Origin of the sequence: Pseudarthrobacter cremeus, assembly GCF_051857465.1 — a bacterium.
GTDB lineage: Bacteria > Actinomycetota > Actinomycetes > Actinomycetales > Micrococcaceae > Arthrobacter.
This window is the reverse complement of record NZ_JBPZHC010000005.1, coordinates 45,626-70,566: the sequence shown is the minus strand read 5'-3', so window position 1 is coordinate 70,566 and position 24,941 is coordinate 45,626. Positions and strand designations below refer to the sequence as shown.

Genomic DNA, 24,941 nt, shown 5'->3' with positions numbered 1-24,941 from the left:
GGACTCGTAGTCGGCCGGCGGTGCGGCGCTGGCGGACTTCCAAAAAGCGAGCCCGGCCAAAACGCTATTGGAAATTGCATTCAATGTCATAGGCGCTGACTATAGTTGCGTTCATGGGGAAGACAACAGGTTTGCTTGAAGAACGGTTCGTGGGAGACATTGAAGGCAAGTTCTTCATTCCGGCCTATCAGCGCGGATACCGTTGGGGCGTCGACGAAGTCACGCGTCTTCTCGACGATATTGCTGAAAGCCGTGAGCAATCGTCTTATTATCTGCAGCCAATCGTCGTGAAGCGCATGGCCGACGGTCGTTGGGAACTCGTAGACGGCCAGCAGCGACTAACCACCTTGTTTCTGATTCTGCAGGACATCCGACGATCGTTACCGTCAGCGAGTGCGCGGTTCGAGCTCGAGTACGAGACCCGAGGCGGGAGCCAGAAATATCTGAAAGACCCAGACGTGGTGGGAAGCGCGCTCAACATTGACTTCTACCACATCCACAAGGCTGCTTCTACGATCAGATCATGGTTCGAGGCCCTGGGGGCCGGAGAGATTCAGGCGGCAATCGACCTCTACACCGATCTGTCGCGTCGCGTGAAGGTCATTTGGTACGAGGCGCCCGAAACGACAGATTCGACTGATTTGTTCACAAGGTTGAATATTGGGCGCATCCCGCTGACGGACGCCGAACTTGTCAAGGCGCTCCTGCTGACGCGGGCGAAGGGTTCTCCGGGCCAGCCAGATCGGTCGCAGGAGATCGCCGCGCAGTGGGACACATTCGAGCGCGATCTGCGCACACCCGAGGTCTGGGCATTCCTTACGGGTCTTGCGAACAGCCAGGCAACGCACATAAGCCTGCTGCTCGACAGCCTTGCGGGCGGGCCTAGGGGAACCGAGCGTCCGCCCTTCCACACCTTTGGGGCGCTGCGAGCCGAGATCGATGCCAATTACAAGACTTTCTGGAACAGCGTCATTGACCGGCATTCCCTGATCCTCGGCTGGTTCGAGGACCGAAACTTGTTCCATAAGGTTGGGTATTTAGTCGCGACGGGGACGCCGTTCGACGAACTCGTTGCTGCCGCGGGCGGCAAGTCCAGAAGCGGCTTCGATGCCACGCTCGACGACAGAATCAAGACGAAATTGGCCTTGACGGAGACAGCACTATCCGGGTTGTCCTACGAAAACGCATCAGGACGGGAAAAGGCGTCGCAGGCACTGCTATTGATGAACGTCGAAACAATTCGCAAAATGCAGCATTCCTCGGAGCGCTATTCATTCCGTGCGCACGCCGCCGGCACATGGTCGCTGGAGCACATCCACGCGCAGAACGCCGAAGCACTCAATACGGGCGAGCAATGGTCGAGTTGGCTCCGATTGCATCGTGACGCGCTAGTCGGCCTGCCGCTCAACGAGGAGCGTCGTCGCGAGATTATCCGTCGGATCGACGACGCGATCCCGACGATTACCCGGGAAACGTTCAGGAAGCTGGAGCGCGAGGTCAATGAGATCTTTTCCTTTGGTGATGAGGGTGCGGAGGGTGACGTGCACGTCATTGACAACCTTGCTCTTCTCGACAGCCGGGACAATAGCGCGCTGAGTAATTCGGTCTTCGAAGTAAAGCGGCTAGAAATACTCCGACGAGACCGCGTGGGCTCGTACATCCCCGTGTGCACACGAAATGTGTTTCTGAAGTACTACACAGACGAGAGCGCACAGCAGATCCACTTTTGGGGCGCATCGGATCGTCGCGCCTATCTCGACGCATTCCGCGATGAAATCGGCGCGTATCTAACGGAAGAAGTGAGCGAAGCATGAGTACCCAAAGCCGGCCCACGACGTTCACAGGCCTCTTCTTGCCCAACGAAATAGATGAGATTCAAGCCATCGAGATCCCGCTGATTCAGCGGGACTACGCCCAAGGACGCGAAAGCCAGGCAGTCGAGGAGATTCGCAAGAACTTCATCGATGTCCTTCACTCAGCCATCGCTGGGGAGAAACCGGCGCCCGTCGACCTGGACTTTGTCTACGGAGAAGTGAAGTCAGGTGTACTGGAGCCTCTCGATGGTCAGCAGCGGCTCACCACGTTGTTTCTGCTGCACTGGTATCTCGCATCGCGAGCAGGGGAGCTTCGTTCCAATCAGGCGTGGACGAAGTTCACGTACGCCACTCGGCCGGGTGCCCGTCTATTCTGCGAACGGCTTGTGACGACCACGCTGCCAGACACCGTTGAGCAGCCGTCATCATGGGTCATTGATCAGCCTTGGTACCTCTTCGTCTGGCGCCACGATCCAACAATCCAGTCCATGCTTGTCATGCTCGACGCAATCCACAAGCGATTTCGGACAGCGGACGCCAAGGTGGCTTGGGAGCGGCTCGTAGACCCGATCGAGCCGGCGGTGTCCTTCCTCCTGCTCGCGCCTTCTGACATGGGGTCGGCATCAGACCTCTACATCAAGATGAACTCCCGCGGGAAGCCTCTGACTGAGTTCGAGAACTTCAAAGCGCATTTTGAGAAATCTATCGAGTCCACCGAACACGCCAAGGAGTTCGCGGAAAACGTGGACGGTGCGTGGTCAGACCTACTCTGGGGATTCCGGGGCGACGACGACTTGGTCGACGACGAATTCATGCGCTATATCCTCTACGTAACCGAGTTGTGCGATTGGCTCGATCCTGACGGCGAGGTCCGTGAGGATCCTGAACGTCCTAGCCACCGAACTGAGCGGGTCTTCGGCGCAGGCAATCCCAGGCGCGCAGAGTCACTGGACTTTCTGTTCACGGCGTTCGACGTATGGGTCGGACGCGATGTAGCCGGGGTATTTAGCGGGCTCTTCAAAGGCACTACCGAGCGGCAGGACGGAGTCGAAGCGGATCTTGTGGCGCTCTTCTTCCGGGACCAGCGGACCAACCTGTTCGACGCCTGCTGCCGCACCTTCGGAGATACAAGCGGCAGAACAAGGGTCTTCACGTTCGGGCAGAGCCTCCTGCTTTTCGCGGTACTCCGCCATCTCATGTTTGAGACAGGCGCTGTTCAGACCCGGATCCGCTCGCTGCGCAATCTAATAGAGGCTTCCACCAATGAGCTACGCGTTGACCGGATGCCTAGGTTGCTCCGGGACGTCGAACGACTTGTGCGCGACGGCGCCCTCCGTGAAATTGACAGTTTCAACAAGCAGCAGGTCGAAGACGAACTGCTGAAACGGGAGTTCCTGGCCGCCAACCCAGAGCTCACGGAGTCGCTTCATCGCTTGGAAGATCATCACCTCCTGCGTGGGTCTATCGGTGCGTTCGAGCTGGAGCCAACGAAATTCGATGCTCGGTCCAATGCGTTCTTCCGTTTGGCGTCAGATCCCGAGTGCTGGCTCGACGCAACGGGTGCGCTCCTGGCTGTCGGCGAGTATCAGCGGACGACGAACAACAGAAAGTTTCAATTCGGAACAGGTTTCAAGCGTTTTGAGAATGCTTGGCGCGAACTGCTCACGGGCGCAGACCGTGAGGCACTTTCCGAAACGCGTTGCGCTCTTGCCAAACTCCTGGACGCCATCGATGAGGGCGACGATTTGAAGCAGACCCTTGTGGCCGTGCAATCCGAATGGCTCGCTCAGCGTGAATCGGAACCCTACTTCGACTGGCGGTACTACATGATGAAGTATCCGGCCATGCGTGAGGGCGGCTCGGGAACCTACTACTCAGAAGGGGGAGCCCTCGGCTACTCGCTCTGTATGCTCCGCGGTGGTACGAGCACGCTCAATAGCAGGTACCGGGATCCATACCTCCTTGCGATATGGCGCAATCTCGGTAACCCACACCACGTGGATGACCCTTGGTTCACTGGCCATGAAACCATTCCCCGATGGTTAAAGCTCGGACGCAGCGGCGTCAGGATTCGCTCAGTATCCACAGGGTTTGAACTGGAAGGGTCGGTGTTGGATGATTCGCTTCGGCGCCAGCTCGGTGCGTCGCAGGAGGGCCTCATCGAGATCGAACAGATAGACGGAATCGACGCGGTTGACCGCATCGCGATCGGAACAGAGATTGTGCGGCAGCTTCTTGACCGAGGACTGTGATGTCCGGGTCATCCCTGGACTGGAATCCCGATTCGATGCGTTCGAGAAATAGATGCGGGGCGGCCGCGAGGATCTGCTGACTGCATCGAAGTCAGCCAGCGTCGGCGGTCCTTCTCGCCGATCTTGAATCAGGTGGTCCACCCAACCCTGGATGATGTGCTGGGGGCAGGCGGCATGGCAGTCAAATATTGACGTCGCATGTGGCGCTGGTCGTGGGGACGACAATCCGGCAGCGACTATGTCGAAACCCTTTGATGTCAGAGCCAAGTGCAGGAGTGACCCAAGGGAGAACAAGAAGTTCACCCGGAAATACGCTGTTGTCGTACTGGGGGACAAGACCATGAACGCAGGATTCGCCGTCGTCGATGTGGAAACGACAGGACTCTTTCCGGGGAGCCATCGCATAGCCGAGATCGCAGTGGTGCACGTAGAACCGGACGGTACCGTCAGCAATCGCTGGGAAACGCTTGTGAATCCACAGCGCGACCTGGGACCGCAGCATATCCATGGCATTCGGGCTGCGGATATTTTGCATGCGCCCGTCTTCGGTGACATCGCCCATGACGTGATGGAGCTGTTGGCCGGCCGTGTACTCGTTGCGCACAACGTGCACTTCGATTACCGCTTCGTCGCACACGAAATGGGCCGCGCGGGATTGGAATTGCCGTTCGAAGTCCACGACTGCATGTGCACGATGAAGCTTGCCCGCCAGTATCTTCCTGGCGCAGGCCGTTCCTTGAAGGACTGCTGCGACAGCTTCGGGCTGGATCTGAGAAGCGCGCACTCCGCCGGTGATGACGCTGAGGCGGCTGCACATGTCCTGAGCAACTACATCCGTATGGATGGAGAGAACCCTGACTGGTTCTCTGCCTTGGATAGGGCTTACTTCGCTTCTTGGCCCGCTGTGAACCCGCAGCGTTTGCCGCAGGCGTTTCGCCGTTCCGGAAGTGAGCCCCAAGCGCACTTCCTGGAGCGGCTCGTGGACCGCATGCCGGATATTGCGGGCCCAGATAAGCACAGCGCTTATCTGGCAACTCTTGACCGGGCACTCCTGGACCGGCAAATTTCGGTGTCGGAGGCGGATGGGCTTGTGAACCTTGCCGATTCGCTGGGCATAAGCCGAAGCATCGCTGAACAGCTACACGTCACGTACATGATTGCCATGCTGGCGGCAGCGTGGGATGACGGGGTCATTACTGACGAGGAGGCAGCTGACCTTCGGATTGTTGGCGATCTCCTCGACATCAGCCAAGAGTCCGTAACTCAGGGACTCGCTGCGCCCGTCGTCGGACAGAACGAACAAACGGGTGCAGCAGTCCAATCTTTGGAACTGGAAGCGGGTGTGACAAAGTCGTCCTGACGGGCGAGATGTCCCGGGATCGCGATGACATCGAAGCTGACCTGCGCGCTGCGGGGTTCATCCCTCATCCGGCGGTCACTAAGGCGGTCAGACTGTTGGTTGCAGCGGATCCGGACAGCCTGTCCGGCAAGGCGAAGAAGGCACGCGGCTATGGAATTCCGGTAGTTGGCGAGGGCTACCTGGCAAAGCTGCTGGGGAACTAACGAGGGACTGCTTTAGGGCAATCACGAAGCTTCGACATAGGAGTACTCAATGAAGATGGACAGACAGACGCTCATAGATGACGGGTTCAGAGGCTTCCTGTCATTCGCAGAGCTGGAAATCAACCAGGTTCCACAGGTACCGGGAATTTATGCGGTGCTGAAACCAGAGGGCTTTCAGCGGCTGTTCCTAGCGACGAGCGTGGGAGGACAGTTCAAAAAGCGGGATCCGTCCATCCTCCAACCCTCCTTGGAATCGCACTGGATCGACGACGCAGAGGTCCTCTACATCGGGAAAGCAGGTGCAGGAACCGCCGGCACCAGGGGACTTCGAAAGCGTCTTCAAGAGTTCGCTGACTTTGGCCGAGGAAAACCCGTAGGGCATTGGGGTGGGCGGCTGCTGTGGCAGCTCGCCGACTCTCAGTCCTTAGTCATTGCCTGGAAAGAATTGGAGGCGGCCGAGGTCACTTCCGCCGAAGCCGAATACCACGCAGAGTTCATCAGCCTCTACGGACGGCTGCCCTTCGCCAACTTGGTCCAGGCTCGGTCCAACGGAGCTCAGTAACTGGGACGATTCCTTACGGCGTTCTCGGCCACCGCTGCGAAGTGCTTAGATGTGCCGGTACCCGAGGTACTGGGTGACCTCGAGTACCGAGCCGGTCGGGGGAGGTGCGTCTGGGTTCCAGGTCTTGCTGGACCTGCCTCCCGTGACGAAGGTGCCGAGCCGGTCTCCGTCCATCAGGAGTTCGCCGTCCGGCGCCAGCACCCGGAGGGCTGTGACGCGTTCGCCTCTGCTGCTGATGACGAACGAGCCGCCATCCGCGCTGATCTGCAGGTCGAGGCCGGCGAGGTCCGGGGTGCGGACGGGTCCGGGTTGGAACGGCACGCGGCTGGTGCGGAGGATGTCCTCGGCGAGGACCCTGAAATCGACAACCAGTGAGGCGAGACTTCCGTCTGCGGCCACGCCCCAGTAGCACGGGTACATCCCGTCGCCGTACCCGCTGGAGACCACGGCCGCATCCACCACGTCTCCGGCGAGGCCGAACATTGTGCCCGGTGTTCCCACCAGCAGTGCCGCCTGCTCCTGGAACAGCTCCTCGATGTGCTGGGCCTGGCATCCCACCAGCGACCCGGCGTCGAGGATGGCGACGTTCCCGGCGTCGACCCCTACACCTTGCGCACCATCGGTGAACTCGGCGGGGTGCCAGCTGACCGCCGGCGCCCCGGAAAGCCGCAGCCGTACTGCGACGGTCATTTCCGCCACGGTGGCGACGTCCACGGCGTACGTCCCCGGCATGATCCGCCGTGCCAGAGGGGCGAATCGTGCGTCGACAAAACCCAGGTCAAGGACCGCGAGCACGCCGGAAGCACAGGTGAGTTCGCCAAGGTGGACGACTTCGAGCTGCGCCGGGTTGCCGAACGGTGCTACTACCCGGCCGGCGGTAAACAACCCCGGAAAGTCGAGTTCCAGATGGGGCGGCAGCTCGGGGAGCGCCGCTTCAGGTGTTGCACCGAGCAGGAGCGCCTCGGCCGTCGCCGGATCGATCAATGGTTTGCCGGGCGGGTCGAGGAAGGCCGAGAGATGGGAGATCCGCCAGCCGTCACCGCCGCGCAGCAGCCGGTACTTGTAGTAGGAGGTCTGGTTCCCTGCGGCGTGCATGACCGAGCGGGCCGTCGCAGTGTCCCCGTCAACCTCGATGCCGGTGATTTGTTCGGCGTCCGGTTGGTGCGCGGGAGTGGAACTCAGCGCACCTTCCTGGCCGGTGCGCATCCCGGGCGTGCCATGGGTGTCCACCAGGGCCGCCAGCTCGTTTGCCCACGCTTCGAACACGCCGGGGTCGAAAGCGAACATCCCGGGCGAGGTGCCTGACCGCTGCCAGCTGGTGTGGAAATCGGCCACGAAGGCCTCGATTCTGCCGCGGACCTCTTCCTGAGTCATGCGACACACCCTACCTGTGCCGTTGCCGGTGGAGGTGATGGAGGTGCAGACCAGTTCGGATCCGACCACGGGGGAGGCGGGGTACTTGTAGCCCACTTTGACCTCGTTGGCCCAGTTGCGGTGCACGTCGCCGGTGATGACCACGGCGTTGCGGACGCAGACAGGCCAAAAAGCCCGATGATTCGAAACGCAGAACCAGAACCACCGGGCCCTGAGTTTCGGCACGCCCCTGCCACCGAACTCCTAAGTCTTTATCACTCGCAGCCCACGCCATCGCGATCGTTGTCGAGGCCGTAGATGTCAGATCCGATGACTGTGACGGGTCCGCGGACATAGGCCGGACCATTGCCGCTTCCTCCGGCGCAGTCGACGTCCGATGCAATGGGCACGCACCCGCCCGCGTAGTTCGGGTCGCATCCGGAGGGCGCTGCAGGCCGCACGGGCGCCGGGGCTTTTGCAGCTGCCGCGGCCGCTGCAGCCGCAGCAGCGGCCTGCTGCTGGCGGGCGGCTTCTGCTGCGGTAGCTTTCTGGCGGGCCGCCTCTGCAGCCTCCTGCGCTGCCTTGTCGGCAGCGGCCTTGTCTGCGGCCGCCTTCTCTGCCGCGACCTTCGCCGCCGCTGCCGCTCGCGCGTCAACTACCCTTTTCGATTCCGACTGCTCCATCCACAGCAGCTTTCCGGCGTCGGTCTTCGTGCAGACGAAGAGCTTGGGCGCGTACTTTTCGGTCGCGTTCTCGGTGAGGCAGGCGGATGAAGCCGGCGCGGTTGCACTGGGTGTCGGCACTGCCGTCGCGGACGCGGAGTCACTGACACGGGAAGAACTCAGCGAGGCCGCCGATTGGCCTCCGCAGGCCGTCGCTGAAATCACTACGGCGACCGCCAGAGCCCCACCAGCCACCCGCCGTCGGGAAATCCGTGAACGCTTCGATGTCCGGAGCATATGGCCACCTTCAACACCGGCCGGCTTCCGCGCGTCATTGCGTGGGAAAAGCGTATTCATTTATTGCTCCCGTATTTCAGATTGATACGAACTCACCTTGCGGAACGCCATGGAAATTCTGACGGCGCTGCCTCAAGGCTTCCTCAAGTTCCTCGCAGCTTTGGCTCAGGAACACGCACCGCCGAATCGGGACCGGTGGTTTCGTGCAGTTGGGCGGCCTCCTTGTACTCCGGGAGCCTTTGCGACGTCAGCGGCGACGACGCACACGTAATTAGGGGTTCAGGTTCATGCCGCTCTGCACTACCTTTCTCCTATGGCCATGGGCAAGCAACGGTGCTCTGACCCCTAACAGGAATTTCTACTCAGAAGGAGTGGGAAAGGTCATGAATCGACGAAACAGAATATTCATAGCCCTAGTCGTCCTGCTGCTGGTTGTTGGCGGGGCGACTTTATTTGTCCTGGACAACACACAACGGAGCAGGGCCGCGGAGTACAACCCGCAGATCAACCCTGCCGACTTCACCACCAAAATAACCAACAAATACTTCGCCCTCCCCGCCGGCAAGAAGCTGACCTACGAGACCACCGAGCAGGGAAAGGCCACCGAGAGGATTGAAATCGAGATCCTCCGGGAGACCAAAACCATCGAGGGCATTGAGACGGCCATCTATCTGGACAAGGAATTCAAGAACGGCCAGCTGGTCGAGGAGACCCGGGATTACCTGGCGCAACACACAAACGGTGACGTGTGGTACTTCGGCGAGGACGTGGACAACTACTCGAACGGCATCCTGCTGAACCACTCCGGCAGCTTCATCCACGGAAAAGACGGGGCAAAGGCAGGCATCTGGATGAAGGCCGAGCAGCGCGTCGGCGATTCCTACAAGCAGGAGTTTTACCCCGGCCATGCCGAAGACACGCGCGACACCGTCGCCATCGGCGAGACCGTCACCACGAAGAACCGGACCTACACGGACTGCGTCAAGGTGTACGACTGGACGCCGCTGGAAAAGGACGCGCAGGAGCACAAGTACCACTGCCCTGAGGTGGGCGGGCTTGTCCTGACCGTGGACCTGAAGTCCGGAAGCCGCTCGGAACTCGTGGATGTTGTCCAGCAATAGCCTCTGAAAGCACACCGTCGGCTCCAAAGCCCTCGCCGGCCGGTTCCCTAGGCTGCTGGCGCGGGCTGCGTAAACCTGCGGGCGGCCCGTGAGCCGGCGATGGTGCTCGCCCCGATGCTGATGAGGGCCCCGAGGATAATGGCCGCGGCTTCTCCCGGTTCCAGCAGATGCAATTGGGAGCCGATGGTGGCGGCGGCAACCGGCACTCCCAGCTGGGACGCTGCAAGCACCGCGAGCGGCAGAGGCTGGCCGAGCAGCCGCAGGCTTCCATGGACCAACAGCGTTCCAAACCCCAGGCAAATGCCGAGGAGAATCATCTTGGGGCTTCCCGCAAGGGTGTGCAAGTCAAGCGATGCGCCCAGCCATACAAAGAACACCGGCCCCAGAAAGCCATCGCTGACGGCGAAGAGCTGATGAGCCAGCCGCCGGGGTTCTCCCACGGCTGCGACCACCAGGCCGAAGGAGAACCCGGCCAGCATGATGGACACGTGGCCCGCGACGGCAAGCCCGGAGAGCGCGAAGAGCAAGGCAAGCTGGATCCTAAGCTCCAGGGCGAACTTACGGTCCTCGGACACGTCATGCATCCGTGCGCGCGTGCCGTTACGCTCCAGCCAGCGAAGGACAAAGAACAGGACCGCAGCGCACGCCGCGACGACGGCCGCCCCTATGGCTGCCCTCGGCGCGTTGGGCGGGTCCAGAGCAAGCGGAAGCGCCACAATACAGGCGATGTCTGCCACCGCCACCTGCGCCGTCGTCGTCAGGACTTTTGGTCCCGTCAGCCGCAGTGAATCGACGATCGGCAGGACCATTGCCGCCGAAGAGGAAGCAAGCAGAACGACGTACAGGGGAGCATGTCCCGTGCCAAAGGCAAAGGCAATGACGATTCCGACGGCGGCCGCGAGCACTGCGGCGATGCCGGCCCGCAGGGCGCCACTACCCAGTGCTCGGCGGATGGCTTGGTCCCGCACGGGGACATGCGTCCCGGCGACGAACATGACCAGGGCGAACCCGATGTCGGCCACAAAGGTGAACGTGGGATCCGAGGAGTCCACCAGTCCCAGACCTGTGCGACCGATGGCGATACCAGCCAGCAACTGCCCCAGCACCACCGGAAGGTGCCAATTTTGGGACAGCGCCAGCAGCGGTCCGAGGAGCGCGACCGCGGCGATCAGCGAAAGCTGAAAGAACGACACATCCCTCCTTCTACCGGCGTTGCGGTTCGCTTGCGGTGGTTAGCGGGGCGCGTCAGCCAGTTTGAGTGGGATGTCGGTGTTTTCGTCCGTGTAGTAGCTTGCGCACACCCGGTGGTAGCCGTCGGCCACCTGCGCGGGAATCCCCCTGGCCAAGTCACCTCTGACCATCAGGATGGGCGAGAGCTTCTTGCCTTCCTTGATCTTCTTCAGGTCCGATGCCACGTGGGCGTTGTCCTCAGGTAGCAGCACCAGCCTCGCGGCCCGCAGAATGTCCTTTGCCTTGCGATGCTGGATGGGGGCGACCCTGAGAGACGCAACAATGGCGGCAACGCCGTCGTCGGATTCAACCAAAGACAGATAGGCCGCCGCGCCCGGATAATCTTGATCCTCCGGCTGAGGCAACCAACGGACCTCGCCCCTGTTTTCGTCAGGCATGTGAGTCTGCGCTCCTCTTGTAATTGCCGCCGATTGCCGCCTTTCCACGGCCCGGATTAATAATGGACTCATGCTGTCACACCTGCGCCGCGCCTGGCCATGACCTAGCCCTCCGGGCAATTTCCCGACGGGTTTCGGACGGGCTCAACCACCGATGAGCGAAGTGTCCGGGAAGGCTAACTGGATGGTGCCAGCAGTCCTGCCGCGACCAGCAGGCTCAGCAGCACGATGATGATGCTGATTGCGCCGACGATCCAGATCCGGCTGTGCTTCCCTTTGGGTGCCCGCCAGATGGCGATGATCGCGGCGAAGAGCAGACCGGCAGCCACCGGGATGAACGCCAGCTGCCTGGGTTCTGTGTTGAGGGGGAGCAGCCGGTCGGCACCGTAGAGGGCCAGGACCAGGGCCGGGATTCCGAGGCCGAGCGAGGCCACCGCGGCAAGGGTGTTGAACGCGGACTGTGAATCGGCTTCCCGGGAATTTGAAACGCTGGCGGCTGCGGCCATGAGGTCGCGGGCGGAACCGGACTCGGCATCAAGCTGTTTGCGCATCTCCAGACATTGGCGCACTCCGGCGTCATGCAGCCGCATCCAGCTGCGTGTAGCCGCGGTTGCCGCCGCGGCAATATTGATGATCGTCGGGTCCTGGAGCCTGCGGTACGAGTGGTAGGCCTCGGAATCCGATAAGTGCAGCCAGAGGCCTTCCCGGACCGCTTCCCGCGCCTCGTCCGCAGCCCGCCCACAGATGATGTTCAGCTCGAGCAGCGACGCCACAATGGGTGTGTTGCTGGTGGTGGGGTGGCCCTTGCTGCTGAAGTGGGCCAGTCGGTGTTCGAGGTCGTAACGGATCTCCCTGACGCTGGCTACCGCGTTGCGGGACAGCTCGGCCAGAGCCTTGGCGTGTTTGGCGATGTGCATCTGCCGGTCGTCCGCGGAGGCCGGGTCAGGCCAGTCCGGGAGGTCGCGCTCGAACTCTGCCGTTGCGGCCGCGACCCGTTTGTCTGCAGGCGCAGCATCAATTTCCACCCGGGCGAATTCACCCTGCTCTGTCCCCTCCACCCACGCGTTGGTCACAAAGGACTCTATGGCGACCCGGTCAATGTCCTGGATGACCAGGCGGCTGTGGCCCACCAGCACCACGCGTTTTCGTTTTGGCCCCGACACCCGGAGAAGCGGCACCACGCGCAGGATGCTGGGACCACCGGCACTGCCGGAGTGCCCCGCCGCTGCTCTTGCCTCCATGCCTGTCTGGGTGAGGAGGTGGTTACTGTGCTCGGTGATGACAGCCGGTGAGGTGGCGGCGGCGAGGTCCGAGGCAGAAGGTGCATGCATGGCCTCATCGTATGTTCAGGCCGAACAAGGAGTGGGTATCGACAGGCTCAGTCACCGGAGGTTTCGCGCGAAACCCCCGGCCGAGTGTACTCGGCCGGGGGTTCGAGGGTTTCGGAAGGTTCTACTTGGCAACCAGCCCCGGAACCCCGTCCTGGATCGCGAAGGAGGCCTTCGTGCTGACGGGGGATCCCGGCGTCGTGACGTAGTCCAGGACGCGGAAGTCCGCGGTCATCGCCTCCTTGGTGATGGTGGTGTTCACGTAGCCGCGGTTGTCGTTGTAGAACTTCAGGTGCGGGTTCCAGGCCATGGTTGGATCTGCGGTGGAGCCTGTGCCGTTGCCGGTGGAGGTGATGGAGGTGCACACGAGTTCGGAGCCGACCACGGGGGAGGCGGGGTCCTTGTAGTCGACCTTGACGTCGTTGGCCCAGTTGCGGTGCACGTCTCCCGTCAGTACGACGGCGTTGCGGACGTTCGCGTCCATCCAGCCCTGGGTGATGCGGCGGCGGGAGGAGGCGTAGCCGTCCCATCCATCCATGGAGACGTCGTCGATCTCCGGGGCTGCGTTCCTGTCCCTTTCGGCGAAGAAGACCTGCTGGCCCAGGATGTCCCAGCGCTGGGTGGAGTTCTTGAAGCCGTCCAGCAGCCATTTCTCCTGCTCGGCGCCGGTGATGGTGCGGTCCTCGGCCAGGCGCTCGGTGACGTTCTTGCGCCAGCCGTCGCCGGCGAGCTGGTCGTCGCGGTACTGCCGGGTGTCCATCATGTGGAAGTTGGCCAGCTGGCCCCATTGGATGGTGCGGTAGATCTTCATGTCGTACCCGGCCGGCACGGACGAGGCCCGCAGCGGCATGTTCTCGTAGTACGCCTGGAACGCGGCGGCCCGGCGCTGCCGGAAATGCTCGGTGGTGTCGTTCAGCTGGGCGGGATCCGTGTTCTCCGGGACCTCGTCCGCCCAGTTGTTGTCCACCTCGTGGTCATCCCACACCACCAGCCACGGTGCGACCGCGTGCGCGGCCTGCAGGTCGGCGTCGGCCTTGTACTGTGCGTGCCGCTGGCGGTAGCCGGACAGGGTGGTGGTCTCCGGGCCTTCGTGGTCGCGCGGGTTGCCGCCGCCGATCACGTAGCTGCCCTTCTTGTACTCGTACAGGTAGTCACCCAGGTGCAGCACCAGGTCCGGGTGGTCCTGCGCCAGCCGGGTCCAGATCACGAAGCCGTTGGCTCTCGCAAGAGCGTTTAGCGTGCGGGCTGGGTCCGTGGCGGCGTCTATATGCTCTAGGGAGACCGTGAAGACGAAGGAGAAACCATGAACACCGCACCGTCAGTCATTGTTTTCGACGTCAACCAAACGCTTTCGGACATGTCGCCGATGGGGGAGCGGTTCGCCGAAGTCGGCGCCCCTGCCCAACTGGCGAAGCTTTGGTTTGCCATGCTGCTGCGGGACGGCTTCGCGCTCACCGCGGCCGGGGGCAACGGTGCCTTTGCCGAGATTGGTGCAGAGGCCCTGCGCGGGCTGCTTGCCTCTTCTGATTTAGGGATGGATCTGGACCAGGCGGTGGAGCATGTCACGGCGGGAATGGCAGGACTCGGCCTGCACCCGGACGTTCCGGGAGGCGTCCGGGCCCTGCGGGCAGCCGGATACCGGCTGGTCACGCTGACCAACGGCTCCGCCCAGGTCGCAGAGAAACTTTTCGCGCCCGCCGGGATCCGGGACCAGTTCGAACGGCTGCTGTCCGTGGAGGATGCCCCGGCATGGAAACCGGCCCCGGCCGCCTATCACTACGCCGCCAGGGCCTGCGGCGTGGAACCGGGAGAGATGCTGTTGGTTGCTGTCCACCCCTGGGACATCCACGGCGCAGCGCAGGCCGGGCTGGCAACGGCATGGATCAACCGCACAGGATCCACCTACCCTGCCTATTTCTCCGCACCGGACTACACCGTCGCTTCCCTGGACATACTGCCGGAGGCGCTGGGGGCGGTGCCGGCGTAGAGGTCCTTGGGGCGGTGGGGGTTACGCACCGAGCCGGTGGGCGAGTTCAATAATGCTCGACGCCGTGAGGTCCCAATCGCTCTCCGGCGTCAGGTCCGCCACCTGGCCAGGGCCGTATTCGGTGGGGCGCGCGACGAATGCCGTTGCCAGCCCGGCCTCCCGGGCAGCACGCAGGTCAGTGTTGTGTGCGGCCGCGAGCATCACCTCGCCGGGCCGAAGGTCCAGGAACTCCGCAGTTCGAAGGTAGGCCGCCGGCAGCGGCTTGTACGTGCGCGTCATGTCCGAGCCGATGATCACGTCCCAAGGAAGACCGGCGTTTTTGGCCATGTCCAACAGCAGTGAAGTGTTGCCATTGGACAACGGTCCCACGATGTAGCCGCGGCGGACCGCGGCCAGGCCCTCCACGCTGTCGGGCCACGGGGGCAGGCGGTGCCAGGATCTGTTCAAGTCCGCCAGGGTCCGTGCGTCCAGCCGGTCCGGGTCCAAGCCGTGGCTGCGGAGCACCTGGTCCAGGTTTTCGCGGTGGAGGGTGTCCAGGGTGGCGAATTCACGGGATCCGGAGCGGATGGCCTCCATGGCTGGCTGGTACAGCGCGCGCCACTCACCGGCGAACGCCTCGGCGTCGAGCTCCTGCCCGCGCGCCGTAGCGAAGGCAGCCACCTGCCGCGCAACGCCGGTGCGCCAGTCCACCACCGTGCCGAAAGTGTCGAAGAGGACGGCGCGCACCTCGCACCCCGTTGATGGTGAACGGTATGGCTGGAACCTCATGTCCCGTCTCCTTCCCTGCCCGTAGTCTGGCAGCATGCGAACTGATTTCAGCCCCACTGACACGTCCGCCCGCGATTTCTACCGGCTACTTACCGCCGTGGTGGTGCCCAGGCCCATCGCGTGGGTTTCCAGTGTCTCCCCGGAGGGCGTTGACAATCTTGCCCCGCACTCGTTCTTCACGGTGGCTTCCACGAATCCGCCCATTGTGCAGTTCACCTCGGTGGGGGAAAAGGATTCGCTTCGCAACATCACGGCATCCGGCGAGTTCGTGGTGAACCTTGCCCCGGCCTCGCTGCTGGAGGAGGTCAACGCCACCGGCACGAATTTCCCGCCGGACGTCAGCGAGTTCGACGCCGCCGGCCTCACGCGGGAGCCGAGCCTCACCGTGGGTGCGCCGCGGGTCAAGGAATCCCCGGCGGTGTTCGAATGCCGCCTCCACTCGGTCCTGCCGATGGGAGACTCCATCCTGGTCTTCGGCGAAGTGACGCACGCTGCGGTGAGCGATGCGGTGCTGGACGGGAGCCACCCGCGGATCGAACTGCTGGAGCCGCTGTCCCGGCTTGGCCTGGACGAGTGGGGCACCCTGGGCACCATCCAGGACCTCAACCGGATCCGGCTTAAGGACTGGCCGGGGCATTTCCGCCCGAAGGCGTAACAACTGAGGGAAAGGGAAGGGAAAGGGGCGCCCGTCAGGACACCCCTTTCCCTTCAGCCTCGCAGTGTTTAGCCGAGGCCGAGCTGCACGAACACGAACCACACCAGGAGCGGCACTACGCCGATCATGGCGATGGCCCAGAGGAGCAGCGCCCGGAAGAACATCCGCTCGTCCTTGGGCTGCGCGCTCGCCATCAGCAGGGCGCCGCTGGTGGACATCGGGCTCACGTCAACCACCGAGGAGCTGATGGCAATGGCCGTCACAACCCCGATGGGGGTGAGCAGCGGATCCATGGCAATGGGTGCCACCACCGGGCTGATCACGCCGAGGGTGCCGGTGGTGGAGGCGAAGGCCGAGACGATGGCCACCACATAGCTGGTGAGCAGGGCGGCAAGGGAGCTGTTGCCCAGGCCGGCGATGCCTTCCTGGAGTTCCTTCAACGCACCCATCTTTTCCAGCATGCCCACGTAAGTGACGATGCCTGTCACCAGGATGATCGCGGACCACGGCATGCTTTCCACTGCCGGCTTCTGCACGCTCGAGTCCAGGACGATCAGCACGGTGGCAATGACCAGCGAAGCGACGCCGACGTCCAGGCCCAGGACGGTGGTGAGCACAAGCAGGGCGCCGATGCCTATCAGGGTGAGGATCCGCATGGGCGTTGCGGCTACCTTCTCGGTGCCGGTCCGGGTGGTGTTTGAGGTACCGACGGCGGTATGCGCCGGGGCGGTAAGGACAGCCGTGGCTGTCCCGGCCGGGCCTGTCGCGCTGCTTCCGGAGGGAGCGGCAGCACCGCCGTCGTGCCTTACATCTCCAGCGTCACCGGCCTGGTGAGCGGCCCCCACCTTGACTGTGCGGCGCTTCATGATGGCCTGGACCAGGACATAGGCGATCGCGGCCAGGATGGCGTTGAAGACGAAGCAGTAGGCGTAAAGCTTGAAGGAATCGTCCGAGGCTCCGGCATTGTCCAGCATCTTGTTGGCCAGTACGCCGAAGGGGTTGACCGGGGAGAAAGCGCCGGCGTTGGCGCCCTGGACAATGACGAGGCCCATGGCAAGGGTGCTGATGCCGAACCGCATGCCCAGGGCCAGGCCTACCGGCGCCACGATGGCGATGGCCGCGGGGGTGAACGCGCCGGCCGAAGCCAAGGCGGCCGTCAGCAGGAACATCAGGATGGGGACCAGGATCTTCCGGTCGCCGGCAAGGCGTTCAGCCCAGTACGCCAGCAGATCGATGGTGCCGTTGATCCGGACAATGGCGAAGAGCAGGGTGGCACCCACCAGGATGAAGAACAGCCCGGCGGGGAACTGGCCGATGACGTCCTTGATGGACATGCCGGCCAGGAGGGTTCCGACGCCGAACGCGGCCACGGTGGCCAGCAGGCCGGCGTTGATTTTGGTGAAGGAGCCGACGGCGAAGGCCGCCACCAGGACCAGGAACGCGATGAGAGACAGGGACACGGTGCCGCCCGCCTAGGAGTTCGCGGGTGTGAGGACGCCGGCGCCGGACAGCAGGCTGCCGGCTCCGGTGATGGCGGGCTGGTGGCCCAGTGCCTTGAGAATCTCGTACGTGGTGGCCGTGGCCGCCGTGATGACGGGCAGCCCCAGTTCGTCCTCCACTGCCTGGACCGCGGCCAGCGACGGCATCTGGACGCAGGCGGAAAGCACCACAGCGTCTGCACCTTCGCGCTGCAGGCTGCGGGCAAGCGCGGGCAGGTTCTGCGGGTCAAGGCAGCCGACGTCGAGGTTGTCCGCCACCTCGAGGCTGATCGCGTCCAGCACGGTGATGCCCGAGCCTTCGATGTAGTCCACAACCATCTGGGTGAGCGGCTTCATGTAGGGGGTGATCATGGCCACCTTTTGTGCGCCGATTTCCTGCAGGGTCCGGACCAGGGCGCCTGCGCTGCTGGTGACGGGGGCAGGGTGCCCGTTGCCGGCGGCGGCGTCCGCGATGACTTTCTCCGAGCCCACGTGGGCTTCGGGGCCCTGCGCCATGACGGCGACCAGGCAGGCATAGGCGATGACGTCCACATCGGCGTCCGAGACCGCCTCCGCGCAGTCAGCTGCCTTGCCCACCATTGCCAGCAGCTCTTCCCGGGTGACCTTCTTCATGCCGGCGCGGGCTGAGTGGAACGTGTATTTGTGGCCGGTCGCCTCGGCCTGGCGGCGGAACAGCTCCGGCAGTTCAGTCTCCATGGTGGTGTTGGAGCTGGGGACGATCAGTCCCACCCGGGAGGAGCCGGGGCGCTTGGGCTCGGGCGCGGTTTCGGAAGTGATGTCGGGGATGCTCATGGTTTCTCCACGTCGTTGTGCTGATACTTGGGGGGTGTGACCCACACTGCGGGTTCGGTTCCCATGATGTGGGTCACGACGGTAGGATGTCAAATAGATCACGTTCCGAGGGTCCGCTTCCGGCTCACTAAGCTGGAGGCTGCTCGCGGAAAAGTAGTGGAAAGGACGTGCAAGTAGTGGCGACGGAACCGGGCGCTGGGGCCTCACCCCTGCTGGTCCTGCACAAGGTGGCGGAAATCCTGGACTGTTTTACCGTCGAAGCGCCGGAGCCGACGCTCCAGCAGATCATCCGCATGACGGGGCTGCCGTCCAGCACCTGCCAGCGGCTGGTGCAGAACATGCTGCGGGAGGGCTTCCTGGACCGCGACGGCGACCGGTACCGGATCGGTATCGGGCTGGTCCGCTGGGCTACGCCCGGGACATTCGGGCTGGACGTGGTCCGGCTGGTGAAGCCGGTCCTGCAGCAGTTGCGCGATGAGACCGGCGAAACGGCATGCCTGTACGTCCGCGACGGGGCCTTCCGGACCATCATTGCCGTGGCGGAGACGCGCCACGTGGTGATGCGGCCGTTTATGGTGGGCATGGTGATGCCGCTTCACGCCGGGGCCCCGGGCAAAATCTTTCTTGCGTTCGACCCTGAGGCGTGGGACGCCCTGGACGAGCACGGCCTCGATCGCTTTACCCCGGACACGCCGGTCTCCGTGGAGCTGCTCCGGCAGCAGGCCGCGGTGGCCCGGGAGCAAGGGTTCTACGCGGCTTTCGGGGAACGGAACGAGGACGTTGGTTCCATCAGCGCACCTGTGTTCGACCACGCCGGGCGGCTCGCTTGCGCTATCGGCTTGGGATTCCCGAACCAGCGGATCCGCCCCGCGGACGTTGAACGGCTCGGTCCTGTGGTCGCCCGCGCAGGCCTCGAAGCCAGCCGCGCACTGGGGTATGACGGGACCCACGCGGCTGGCTGACACTTCTGCCAACCGCCGGGCCAGCGGCGGCGCCCAGCTCTGATGGTTGCTTGTAAGGCCAAAATGGCCCCGACAGCATGTGAAGCTGCTGTCGGGACCATTGCCGATTACTGATGTGGCGGTAGTACCGCCGGCGGGAGCGGCCTAGGCGTGTGCCTTGGCGTGGCCCTTGGTGAGGATCACGGCGAGGGCAACCATGCCGACGCCGAGCAGCAGGTGCAGGACGTTGTCAAAGCCGTTCAACGGAACGAAGTTACCGGCTGAATCCTGGGGGACCACCAGGCCGTAGCCGAACAGGACCAGGTAGATGATGCCGCCGTAGAGGAGGAACGAGCGGGCGCCCGTGGCCGTCCGGGCCAGCAGAAGGCCCGCCGCGCCGAAGAGGAGGTGGATGATGTTGTGCAAGGCCGAGACCTGGAAGAGGCCCAGCAGCAGGGCTTCGGAGTGGTGCCCCGCGAAGTGCAGCTGGTCATAGTTGGCCGTGATGCCCGGAACGAAGCCCAGCACGCCGACCAGCAGGAACACGGCACCCACAACCATGGATGCCTTCTGGACGTTGGTGCGGGTTGAGGTGGGGGTGTTGGTGTGTGTTGCCACGGTGAACTCCTGGAAGCGATATGTGGTTGCGGCTTCGCCGGCTTTTCTTTTGCCTGCCTAACCGACGGGTTATACCAGCTAATCGGGCTATGTCGGATTGCGGATGGGTGCAGAGTTTATAAATTGCCCGACCGCACTAGCCAGCTACCCCCGGGCCACGAGTCCCGGAACGCGGTCCTGGATCGCGAAGGAGGCCTTCGTGCTGACGGGGGATCCCGGCGTCGTGACGTAGTCCAGGACGCGGAAGTCCGCGGTCATCGCCTCCTTGGTGATGGTGGTGTTCACGTAGCCGCGGTTGTCGTTGTAGAACTTCAGGTGCGGGTTCCAGGCCATGGTTGGATCTGCGGTGGAGCCTGTGCCGTTGCCGGTGGAGGTGATGGAGGTGCACACGAGTTCGGAGCCGACCACGGGGGAGGCGGGGTCCTTGTAGTCGACCTTGACGTCGTTGGCCCAGTTGCGGTGCACGTCTCCCGTCAGTACGACGGCGTTGCGGACGTTCGCGTCCATCCAGCCCTGGGTGATGCGGCGGCGGGAGGAGGCGTAGCCGTCCCATCCATCCATGGAGACGTCGTCGATCTCCGGGGCTGCGTTCCTGTCCCTTTCGGCGAAGAAGACCTGCTGGCCCAGGATGTCCCAGCGCTGGGTGGAGTTCTTGAAGCCGTCCAGCAGCCATTTCTCCTGCTCGGCGCCGGTGATGGTGCGGTCCTCGGCCAGGCGCTCGGTGACGTTCTTGCGCCAGCCGTCGCCGGCGAGCTGGTCGTCGCGGTACTGCCGGGTGTCCATCATGTGGAAGTTGGCCAGCTGGCCCCATTGGATGGTGCGGTAGATCTTCATGTCGTACCCGGCCGGCACGGACGAGGCCCGCAGCGGCATGTTCTCGTAGTACGCCTGGAACGCGGCGGCCCGGCGCTGCCGGAAATGCTCGGTGGTGTCGTTCAGCTGGGCGGGATCCGTGTTCTCCGGGACCTCGTCCGCCCAGTTGTTGTCCACCTCGTGGTCATCCCACACCACCAGCCACGGTGCGACCGCGTGCGCGGCCTGCAGGTCGGCGTCGGCCTTGTACTGTGCGTGCCGCTGGCGGTAGCCGGACAGGGTGGTGGTCTCCGGGCCTTCGTGGTCGCGCGGGTTGCCGCCGCCGATCACGTAGCTGCCCTTCTTGTACTCGTACAGGTAGTCACCCAGGTGCAGCACCAGGTCCGGGTGGTCCTGCGCCAGCCGCGAGTAGGCGGTGAAGTAGCCGTGCTCGTACTGCGCGCAGCTGGCGAACGCCATGGCCAGCGCCGCGGGCGTTTCGTGCAGCGCCGGGCTGGTGAGGGTGCGGCCCACCGGGCTGATGTGCCGGCCGGTGCGGAACCGGTAGAAGTATTCGCGCCCCGGGCGCAGCCCCTTCAGCTCCACGTGCACGGAGTGGGCGGTTTCGATCCGGGCCTGCTCGACGCCGCGGGCTACTACAGTGCGCATGCCGGCGTCTTCGGCGACTTCCCAGGCCACCGCGACGTTGCGGGAGGGCATGCCGCCCAGGCCGTCTCCGGCCACCGGGTCCAGCGCCAGCCGGGTCCAGATCACGAAGCCGTCCGGCCACGGCTCGCCGGAGGCGATGCCCAGCAGGAACGGATCGGTGCGGAGGCCGGCGTCGTCCGCTGTTGAAACGGCGACGGCGGCACCCGGCCAGGCGGCGACGAGACCGGCCCCGAGGCCGGCGGTCAGGAGGGATCTGCGTGAAATGTTGTCCATGGCCCCGACCGTACGGCGGCCGGTTGGACATGCTGTGAGAGCGGTATGAATGCGCGGTTAACTGCGTGACAAGAACTGTTGTGTTGTCCCTACTTGCGGGAGTTCAGGGCGTCGAACTGCTTCTGCCAGAGGGCCAGCTCCTCGTCCACGTAGCGCCGGTGGGCCGGAGTCCACTTGGGCCAGATGTCGGACGGGGCAGGGGCTGGTGCAGGCCGCGGTGCGACGTTGCGAACTGGGGCTACTGCCCGGGGCGGAACCCGGTGGGGGATGGGGCGCTGGACCTGGGGAGGGTTCCGCCTGACGCCGGCGGCTCTCTTCTGGCCGGGCCGCGCTACCAGGCTCAGTATCCCCAGTGCCAGATGGGACAGGCCCCAGAGGATGCCACAAATGACAAAAACGGCAAGGAGGAAAGCAATCCAAAGTATGAGTCCGATGAAGACCAACATGGTCTATTTTAGCTTCCCGGACCTCGATTGCATCAGGTGATTTCTGTTCATGAATCACCTGAAACATGGGCGTGGCGAGTCGCTCAGCCCACCGAGTTGGCCAGGGCAGCCTTACCGCACTGACTTCCTTGGTTCACTGACGCCTTGAGCCTGCTGGCAAATCGGCCATCACGGCGCCAAAACATTACTCCGTGGGAGGGGACAAGCAAAGTCGCCTGTCCGCAACCCAGAGTTTGGCTGCGGACGGGCGACCCTCGCTTCAAAGCCCGGAGATGTTTTCCGTCCGGGGCCCTCCAGAACGATGCCACCAGATTTTCCCGGTCCGGACGGTGTCCCCGTTGGCGCTTACAGTGGCCCGTAGCCTGAGACTCCAACCAGGAACGTAGGGCACGGCTTGTCGTAGAAGTCCACCTGAAAAGTCACGCTCTGTCCCGCAGCCAGGTCCGCATCTGGCGAGGCGTATCCCGTTTGGCTGCTCAGTAGCGAACCGACAGCGTCAAAGCAAGTGACATGAACTCCATAGGGTCCCTTGAGCTTGTTTTTCGACGTGTTGGTTGCCTTCCCAGTGATTGACGTCGCCATGGCGTTAGCTTGGTCGACCTTTAGGTCCTGAAAGTAGGGATCGCCTTTCAGTTGCTTTGAGGCAACCGTGAATTCGAGCTTTGCCGTGGTCGGCAGCGACGCGCTAAAGAATACGTAACCCAGAGAGACACCCCCTGCTGGCACCACAGCAGGGGAGAATCCCTGGCTTCGGCCGGAAGCTAGTATCTTGCCACTTTCATCCATGGCGGCCCCGCTGACCTCGACACTTGTGATCGTCTCATTGGTGCCATTACGCACTGCGACGGGCAGCGTCACGAGCCCGGCGGAGTTTACTTCTATCGGGGCGGAGGCCACCACATCGACCTTGCCCACTCCGCCGGCCGGGAAGGCGGGCTGGGCGGTACCGGCGAGCCAACCGCCTGCGATGGCGTCCGCCGTTGTTCCCATCTTCACCTCGGCCGCGGCTGACGGCGTTGCTGATGCGGCCGACTCTGTGCTGGTGGCGGCCGCATTACCGCCACCGGTCTGAGTGGCTGGCGCGCCACATCCGCTTGTTGCCAGTGCCAGCAGGGCCGCCGCTACGGCACCTAAACGCTTATTCAATGTGTCCCCCTGAGAGTGCGTGCTGCCCGCGTCGTCATCGACGGCGGACAGGATGATCTGTACGGGTAATTAGTACACGAACTGCGAGTAATAGACGGTATTCCGCTGTTCCATGACGATTCGCGGTCTCCCCAGGGCGGAATTGGCCGGGATCTGCGCGTTCCAAGGCGTTTCGATGCACGTACCGGGCAGGCACTTCTGAACCGACTGCTGATTCCTGAAACGTCCTACGGAGCGTCACAGTCGACCTGTCGTTCACACCCGTATCATCGGATCTATGCATAGACATCTAGTCGCCCTTGGGGTGGCGGCAGTCATCCTGGCTGGCTGCTCGGCCCCTTCAACTCAGCCGGCAGTAACAACGGCCGCTCCAGCAGCCACTTCATCATCGGCCATACCGACGCCGACACCGACGCTGACTCCCACCAAAGCCGCTGACGCGACCGCAGTCGCAACGGAACTCAAGGCAAAAGTCCCCAGCATCACCGGGATAACCACGGTCACGGAGGAGTTGGATAGCAACAAGCTCCTCGGCCGGCCCAACCAGTACACCTCGGCAGCGTGGATTGCAGACGCTGGTGCAACCCCGGGTGAGACCGGTATCGACAGCGGAGCGGTGGTGGAAGTGTTCGCCAACGAGGCAGATGCAACAGCACGTTCTGAGTACATCTTGCGTATTTTGAAGAAGGCTGGGCCTGCATTCGGCACTGAATGGCACCATCAGAAGGGCAACGTCCTCCTGCGTGTCAGCGGAGTTCTGAGCCCCAGTGTCAACGACCAGTACAAGGCCGCAGTCGGCTCGTAACCATGTCTCGTCCGAACTTCAGAAGCCCTGCACGGCATCACATGCAGGGCTTCTGTAGGTCTAGGCGGCTGTTAGAACTAGACATAGGTCTGCCTGTCCCGTCTCAGCGGACGGGCAGAATGTCCTGAGGCACCCCCGACGTTGGACAATACCGTTCCCCCATTGAGAGAATCTGCGACTGTTGATGTTCGGAGCGCCCTATGTAGCGCCATACTAAGGTGTTCGGACGGTAAGTAAGTTCTATGGCAATTGATCTTGACTGTTCCTCCTGCCAAAACGACGAACACGTCGTGCGAGTCGAACTGCTAACAGGGTCCCAGCGGAGGCTCAAGTGCAGAACTGCGGACTCGAGTGGCTTCGAGGGGAGCCGGCGCGGCAAAAGGTGCCCCTGCCAAACCTCGAAGACATTAAAAGGAGATTTCCCAAACCGGGGGACGTCGATCCGGGGAAGCTCGCACGGGCCAATGAACTCAAGGCTTAGTTTCTCGCGCGAGAGCCCGATCCTGAGCCAAGGGTCGAACCATACTGGGCCAAGTACCAGCAGGTGTTCAGTGCCGACGGCCTACCCGGAGCGGATCCGCAGGACCTCAAGGACTTCGCCAACTCAAACATTGGCGCTAATCCCGGCAATATGTCCGTCTTCAACACTGCAGTCCTTCTGGTCTGCACTTACATAGCGGACGAGGATATCGGTGACCGGGCAATCATCCGCGCTGACTCCCGGAACACGGCATCGCTCGGTGTAGCCGAACACTGCGGGTTCCGATTCATCGCAGCGACGACATGGATGACTGGCCACTGTGCGGACGCGTCGCCAGTCAAATACGTGAAGTACGCGCTCGATCTTCGCGACAGAGCAGGCGCCCGGTAATCGCCGGGCTGGGGCTGTAGGCTCTGGTTCGTGATTGCTCAAATCTTGGGAGAAGGCCTTCCGCTCGTCGTCATCCACGGATTCGGTGTAGATCATCGG

Annotated in this window: 23 protein-coding genes and 1 pseudogene; 10 read left to right on the top strand and 14 right to left on the bottom strand. The window is 63.1% G+C overall.

Annotation, left to right across the window (positions count from 1 at the left end):
• Positions 1-113: 113 nt before the first annotated feature.
• The 5 genes from ACS5PJ_RS10705 (at position 114) to ACS5PJ_RS10685 (ending at position 6,191) form a co-directional block, all read left to right on the top strand.
• Positions 114-1,814 (top strand): DUF262 domain-containing protein, encoded by a 1,701-nt coding sequence (locus ACS5PJ_RS10705; RefSeq protein ID WP_439434867.1) that lies wholly within the window; start codon positions 114-116, stop codon positions 1,812-1,814.
• Positions 1,811-4,066, top strand: coding sequence for a DUF262 domain-containing protein (locus ACS5PJ_RS10700; protein WP_439434866.1), 2,256 nt, complete (start codon positions 1,811-1,813; stop codon positions 4,064-4,066). The genes ACS5PJ_RS10705 and ACS5PJ_RS10700 overlap by 4 nt, the downstream gene beginning before the upstream one ends.
• Before the next feature lie 340 nt (positions 4,067-4,406).
• Positions 4,407-5,426: a 3'-5' exonuclease gene (locus ACS5PJ_RS10695; RefSeq protein ID WP_439434865.1), complete on the top strand. Its 1,020-nt coding sequence runs from the start codon at positions 4,407-4,409 to the stop codon at positions 5,424-5,426.
• An 8-nt stretch (positions 5,427-5,434) separates the two neighbouring features.
• Positions 5,435-5,629: a BRCT domain-containing protein gene (locus ACS5PJ_RS10690; protein ID WP_439434864.1), complete on the top strand. Its 195-nt coding sequence runs from the start codon at positions 5,435-5,437 to the stop codon at positions 5,627-5,629.
• Positions 5,630-5,678: 49 nt separating this feature from the next.
• A complete protein-coding gene (locus ACS5PJ_RS10685) occupies positions 5,679-6,191 on the top strand; it encodes a hypothetical protein (RefSeq protein ID WP_439434863.1) in 513 nt (170 codons plus the stop codon).
• Positions 6,192-6,236: 45 nt separating this feature from the next.
• Here ACS5PJ_RS10685 and ACS5PJ_RS10680 read toward each other — a convergent pair whose 3' ends face one another.
• Positions 6,237-7,790: a DUF4241 domain-containing protein gene (locus tag ACS5PJ_RS10680; RefSeq protein WP_439434862.1), complete on the bottom strand. Its 1,554-nt coding sequence runs from the start codon at positions 7,788-7,790 to the stop codon at positions 6,237-6,239.
• A 29-nt stretch (positions 7,791-7,819) separates the two neighbouring features.
• Positions 7,820-8,347: a hypothetical protein gene (locus ACS5PJ_RS10675; RefSeq protein WP_439434861.1), complete on the bottom strand. Its 528-nt coding sequence runs from the start codon at positions 8,345-8,347 to the stop codon at positions 7,820-7,822.
• A gap of 539 nt (positions 8,348-8,886) precedes the next feature.
• Here ACS5PJ_RS10675 and ACS5PJ_RS10670 point away from each other — a divergent pair.
• Positions 8,887-9,624 (top strand): hypothetical protein, encoded by a 738-nt coding sequence (locus ACS5PJ_RS10670; RefSeq protein ID WP_439434860.1) that lies wholly within the window; start codon positions 8,887-8,889, stop codon positions 9,622-9,624.
• Positions 9,625-9,671: 47 nt separating this feature from the next.
• On the opposite strand, the gene ACS5PJ_RS10665 is transcribed toward ACS5PJ_RS10670, so the two are convergent.
• From ACS5PJ_RS10665 to ACS5PJ_RS10650, 4 genes and pseudogenes are all read right to left on the bottom strand, one after another.
• Positions 9,672-10,817 carry a cation:proton antiporter gene (locus tag ACS5PJ_RS10665; RefSeq protein ID WP_439434859.1) on the bottom strand — a complete coding sequence of 382 codons (1,146 nt, stop codon included), beginning with the start codon at positions 10,815-10,817 and terminating at the stop codon, positions 9,672-9,674.
• A gap of 39 nt (positions 10,818-10,856) precedes the next feature.
• Positions 10,857-11,252, bottom strand: a complete 396-nt coding sequence (locus tag ACS5PJ_RS10660) for a hypothetical protein (protein WP_439434858.1) — start codon at positions 11,250-11,252, stop codon at positions 10,857-10,859.
• Positions 11,253-11,428: 176 nt separating this feature from the next.
• Positions 11,429-12,583: a hypothetical protein gene (locus tag ACS5PJ_RS10655; protein ID WP_439434857.1), complete on the bottom strand. Its 1,155-nt coding sequence runs from the start codon at positions 12,581-12,583 to the stop codon at positions 11,429-11,431.
• A gap of 121 nt (positions 12,584-12,704) precedes the next feature.
• Positions 12,705-13,790: pseudogene (locus tag ACS5PJ_RS10650) on the bottom strand (alkaline phosphatase D family protein); the annotation flags it as partial.
• A 93-nt stretch (positions 13,791-13,883) separates the two neighbouring features.
• On the opposite strand from ACS5PJ_RS10650, the gene ACS5PJ_RS10645 reads away from it, so the two are divergent.
• The gene (locus ACS5PJ_RS10645) at positions 13,884-14,567 is read left to right on the top strand and encodes a haloacid dehalogenase type II (RefSeq protein WP_439434856.1); all 684 of its coding nucleotides are present in this window, start codon (positions 13,884-13,886) and stop codon (positions 14,565-14,567) included.
• Positions 14,568-14,588: 21 nt separating this feature from the next.
• Here ACS5PJ_RS10645 and ACS5PJ_RS10640 read toward each other — a convergent pair whose 3' ends face one another.
• Positions 14,589-15,335: a haloacid dehalogenase type II gene (locus ACS5PJ_RS10640; protein WP_439434855.1), complete on the bottom strand. Its 747-nt coding sequence runs from the start codon at positions 15,333-15,335 to the stop codon at positions 14,589-14,591.
• A 34-nt stretch (positions 15,336-15,369) separates the two neighbouring features.
• On the opposite strand from ACS5PJ_RS10640, the gene ACS5PJ_RS10635 reads away from it, so the two are divergent.
• Positions 15,370-15,990, top strand: a complete 621-nt coding sequence (locus tag ACS5PJ_RS10635; RefSeq protein WP_354146903.1) for a flavin reductase family protein — start codon at positions 15,370-15,372, stop codon at positions 15,988-15,990.
• Positions 15,991-16,058: 68 nt separating this feature from the next.
• Here ACS5PJ_RS10635 and ACS5PJ_RS10630 read toward each other — a convergent pair whose 3' ends face one another.
• Together ACS5PJ_RS10630 and ACS5PJ_RS10625 are read right to left on the bottom strand one after the other, a co-directional pair.
• Complete coding sequence (locus ACS5PJ_RS10630) at positions 16,059-17,450, bottom strand: SLC13 family permease (RefSeq protein WP_439434854.1); 1,392 nt, start codon at positions 17,448-17,450, stop codon at positions 16,059-16,061.
• A 12-nt stretch (positions 17,451-17,462) separates the two neighbouring features.
• Positions 17,463-18,281: a maleate cis-trans isomerase family protein gene (locus ACS5PJ_RS10625; RefSeq protein WP_439434853.1), complete on the bottom strand. Its 819-nt coding sequence runs from the start codon at positions 18,279-18,281 to the stop codon at positions 17,463-17,465.
• A gap of 176 nt (positions 18,282-18,457) precedes the next feature.
• Here ACS5PJ_RS10625 and ACS5PJ_RS10620 point away from each other — a divergent pair, with 176 nt between their 5' ends.
• Positions 18,458-19,243 carry an IclR family transcriptional regulator gene (locus tag ACS5PJ_RS10620; RefSeq protein ID WP_439434852.1) on the top strand — a complete coding sequence of 262 codons (786 nt, stop codon included), beginning with the start codon at positions 18,458-18,460 and terminating at the stop codon, positions 19,241-19,243.
• A 144-nt stretch (positions 19,244-19,387) separates the two neighbouring features.
• On the opposite strand, the gene ACS5PJ_RS10615 is transcribed toward ACS5PJ_RS10620, so the two are convergent.
• The 4 genes from ACS5PJ_RS10615 to ACS5PJ_RS10600 all read right to left on the bottom strand — a co-directional run bounded on the left by ACS5PJ_RS10615 (position 19,388) and on the right by ACS5PJ_RS10600 (position 23,166).
• A complete protein-coding gene (locus ACS5PJ_RS10615) occupies positions 19,388-19,840 on the bottom strand; it encodes a DUF4383 domain-containing protein (RefSeq protein WP_439434851.1) in 453 nt (150 codons plus the stop codon).
• 144 nt (positions 19,841-19,984) lie between these two features.
• Positions 19,985-21,574 carry an alkaline phosphatase D family protein gene (locus ACS5PJ_RS10610; protein WP_439434850.1) on the bottom strand — a complete coding sequence of 530 codons (1,590 nt, stop codon included), beginning with the start codon at positions 21,572-21,574 and terminating at the stop codon, positions 19,985-19,987.
• Between the two features lie 89 nt (positions 21,575-21,663).
• The gene (locus tag ACS5PJ_RS10605) at positions 21,664-22,020 is read right to left on the bottom strand and encodes a hypothetical protein (RefSeq protein WP_439434849.1); all 357 of its coding nucleotides are present in this window, start codon (positions 22,018-22,020) and stop codon (positions 21,664-21,666) included.
• Positions 22,021-22,365: 345 nt separating this feature from the next.
• Positions 22,366-23,166 (bottom strand): FxLYD domain-containing protein, encoded by an 801-nt coding sequence (locus ACS5PJ_RS10600; protein WP_439434848.1) that lies wholly within the window; start codon positions 23,164-23,166, stop codon positions 22,366-22,368.
• Between the two features lie 277 nt (positions 23,167-23,443).
• Here ACS5PJ_RS10600 and ACS5PJ_RS10595 point away from each other — a divergent pair, with 277 nt between their 5' ends.
• Positions 23,444-23,971 (top strand): hypothetical protein, encoded by a 528-nt coding sequence (locus ACS5PJ_RS10595; RefSeq protein WP_439434847.1) that lies wholly within the window; start codon positions 23,444-23,446, stop codon positions 23,969-23,971.
• A gap of 604 nt (positions 23,972-24,575) precedes the next feature.
• On the opposite strand, the gene ACS5PJ_RS10590 is transcribed toward ACS5PJ_RS10595, so the two are convergent.
• A complete protein-coding gene (locus ACS5PJ_RS10590; protein ID WP_439434846.1) occupies positions 24,576-24,938 on the bottom strand; it encodes a hypothetical protein in 363 nt (120 codons plus the stop codon).
• Positions 24,939-24,941 lie beyond the last annotated feature (3 nt).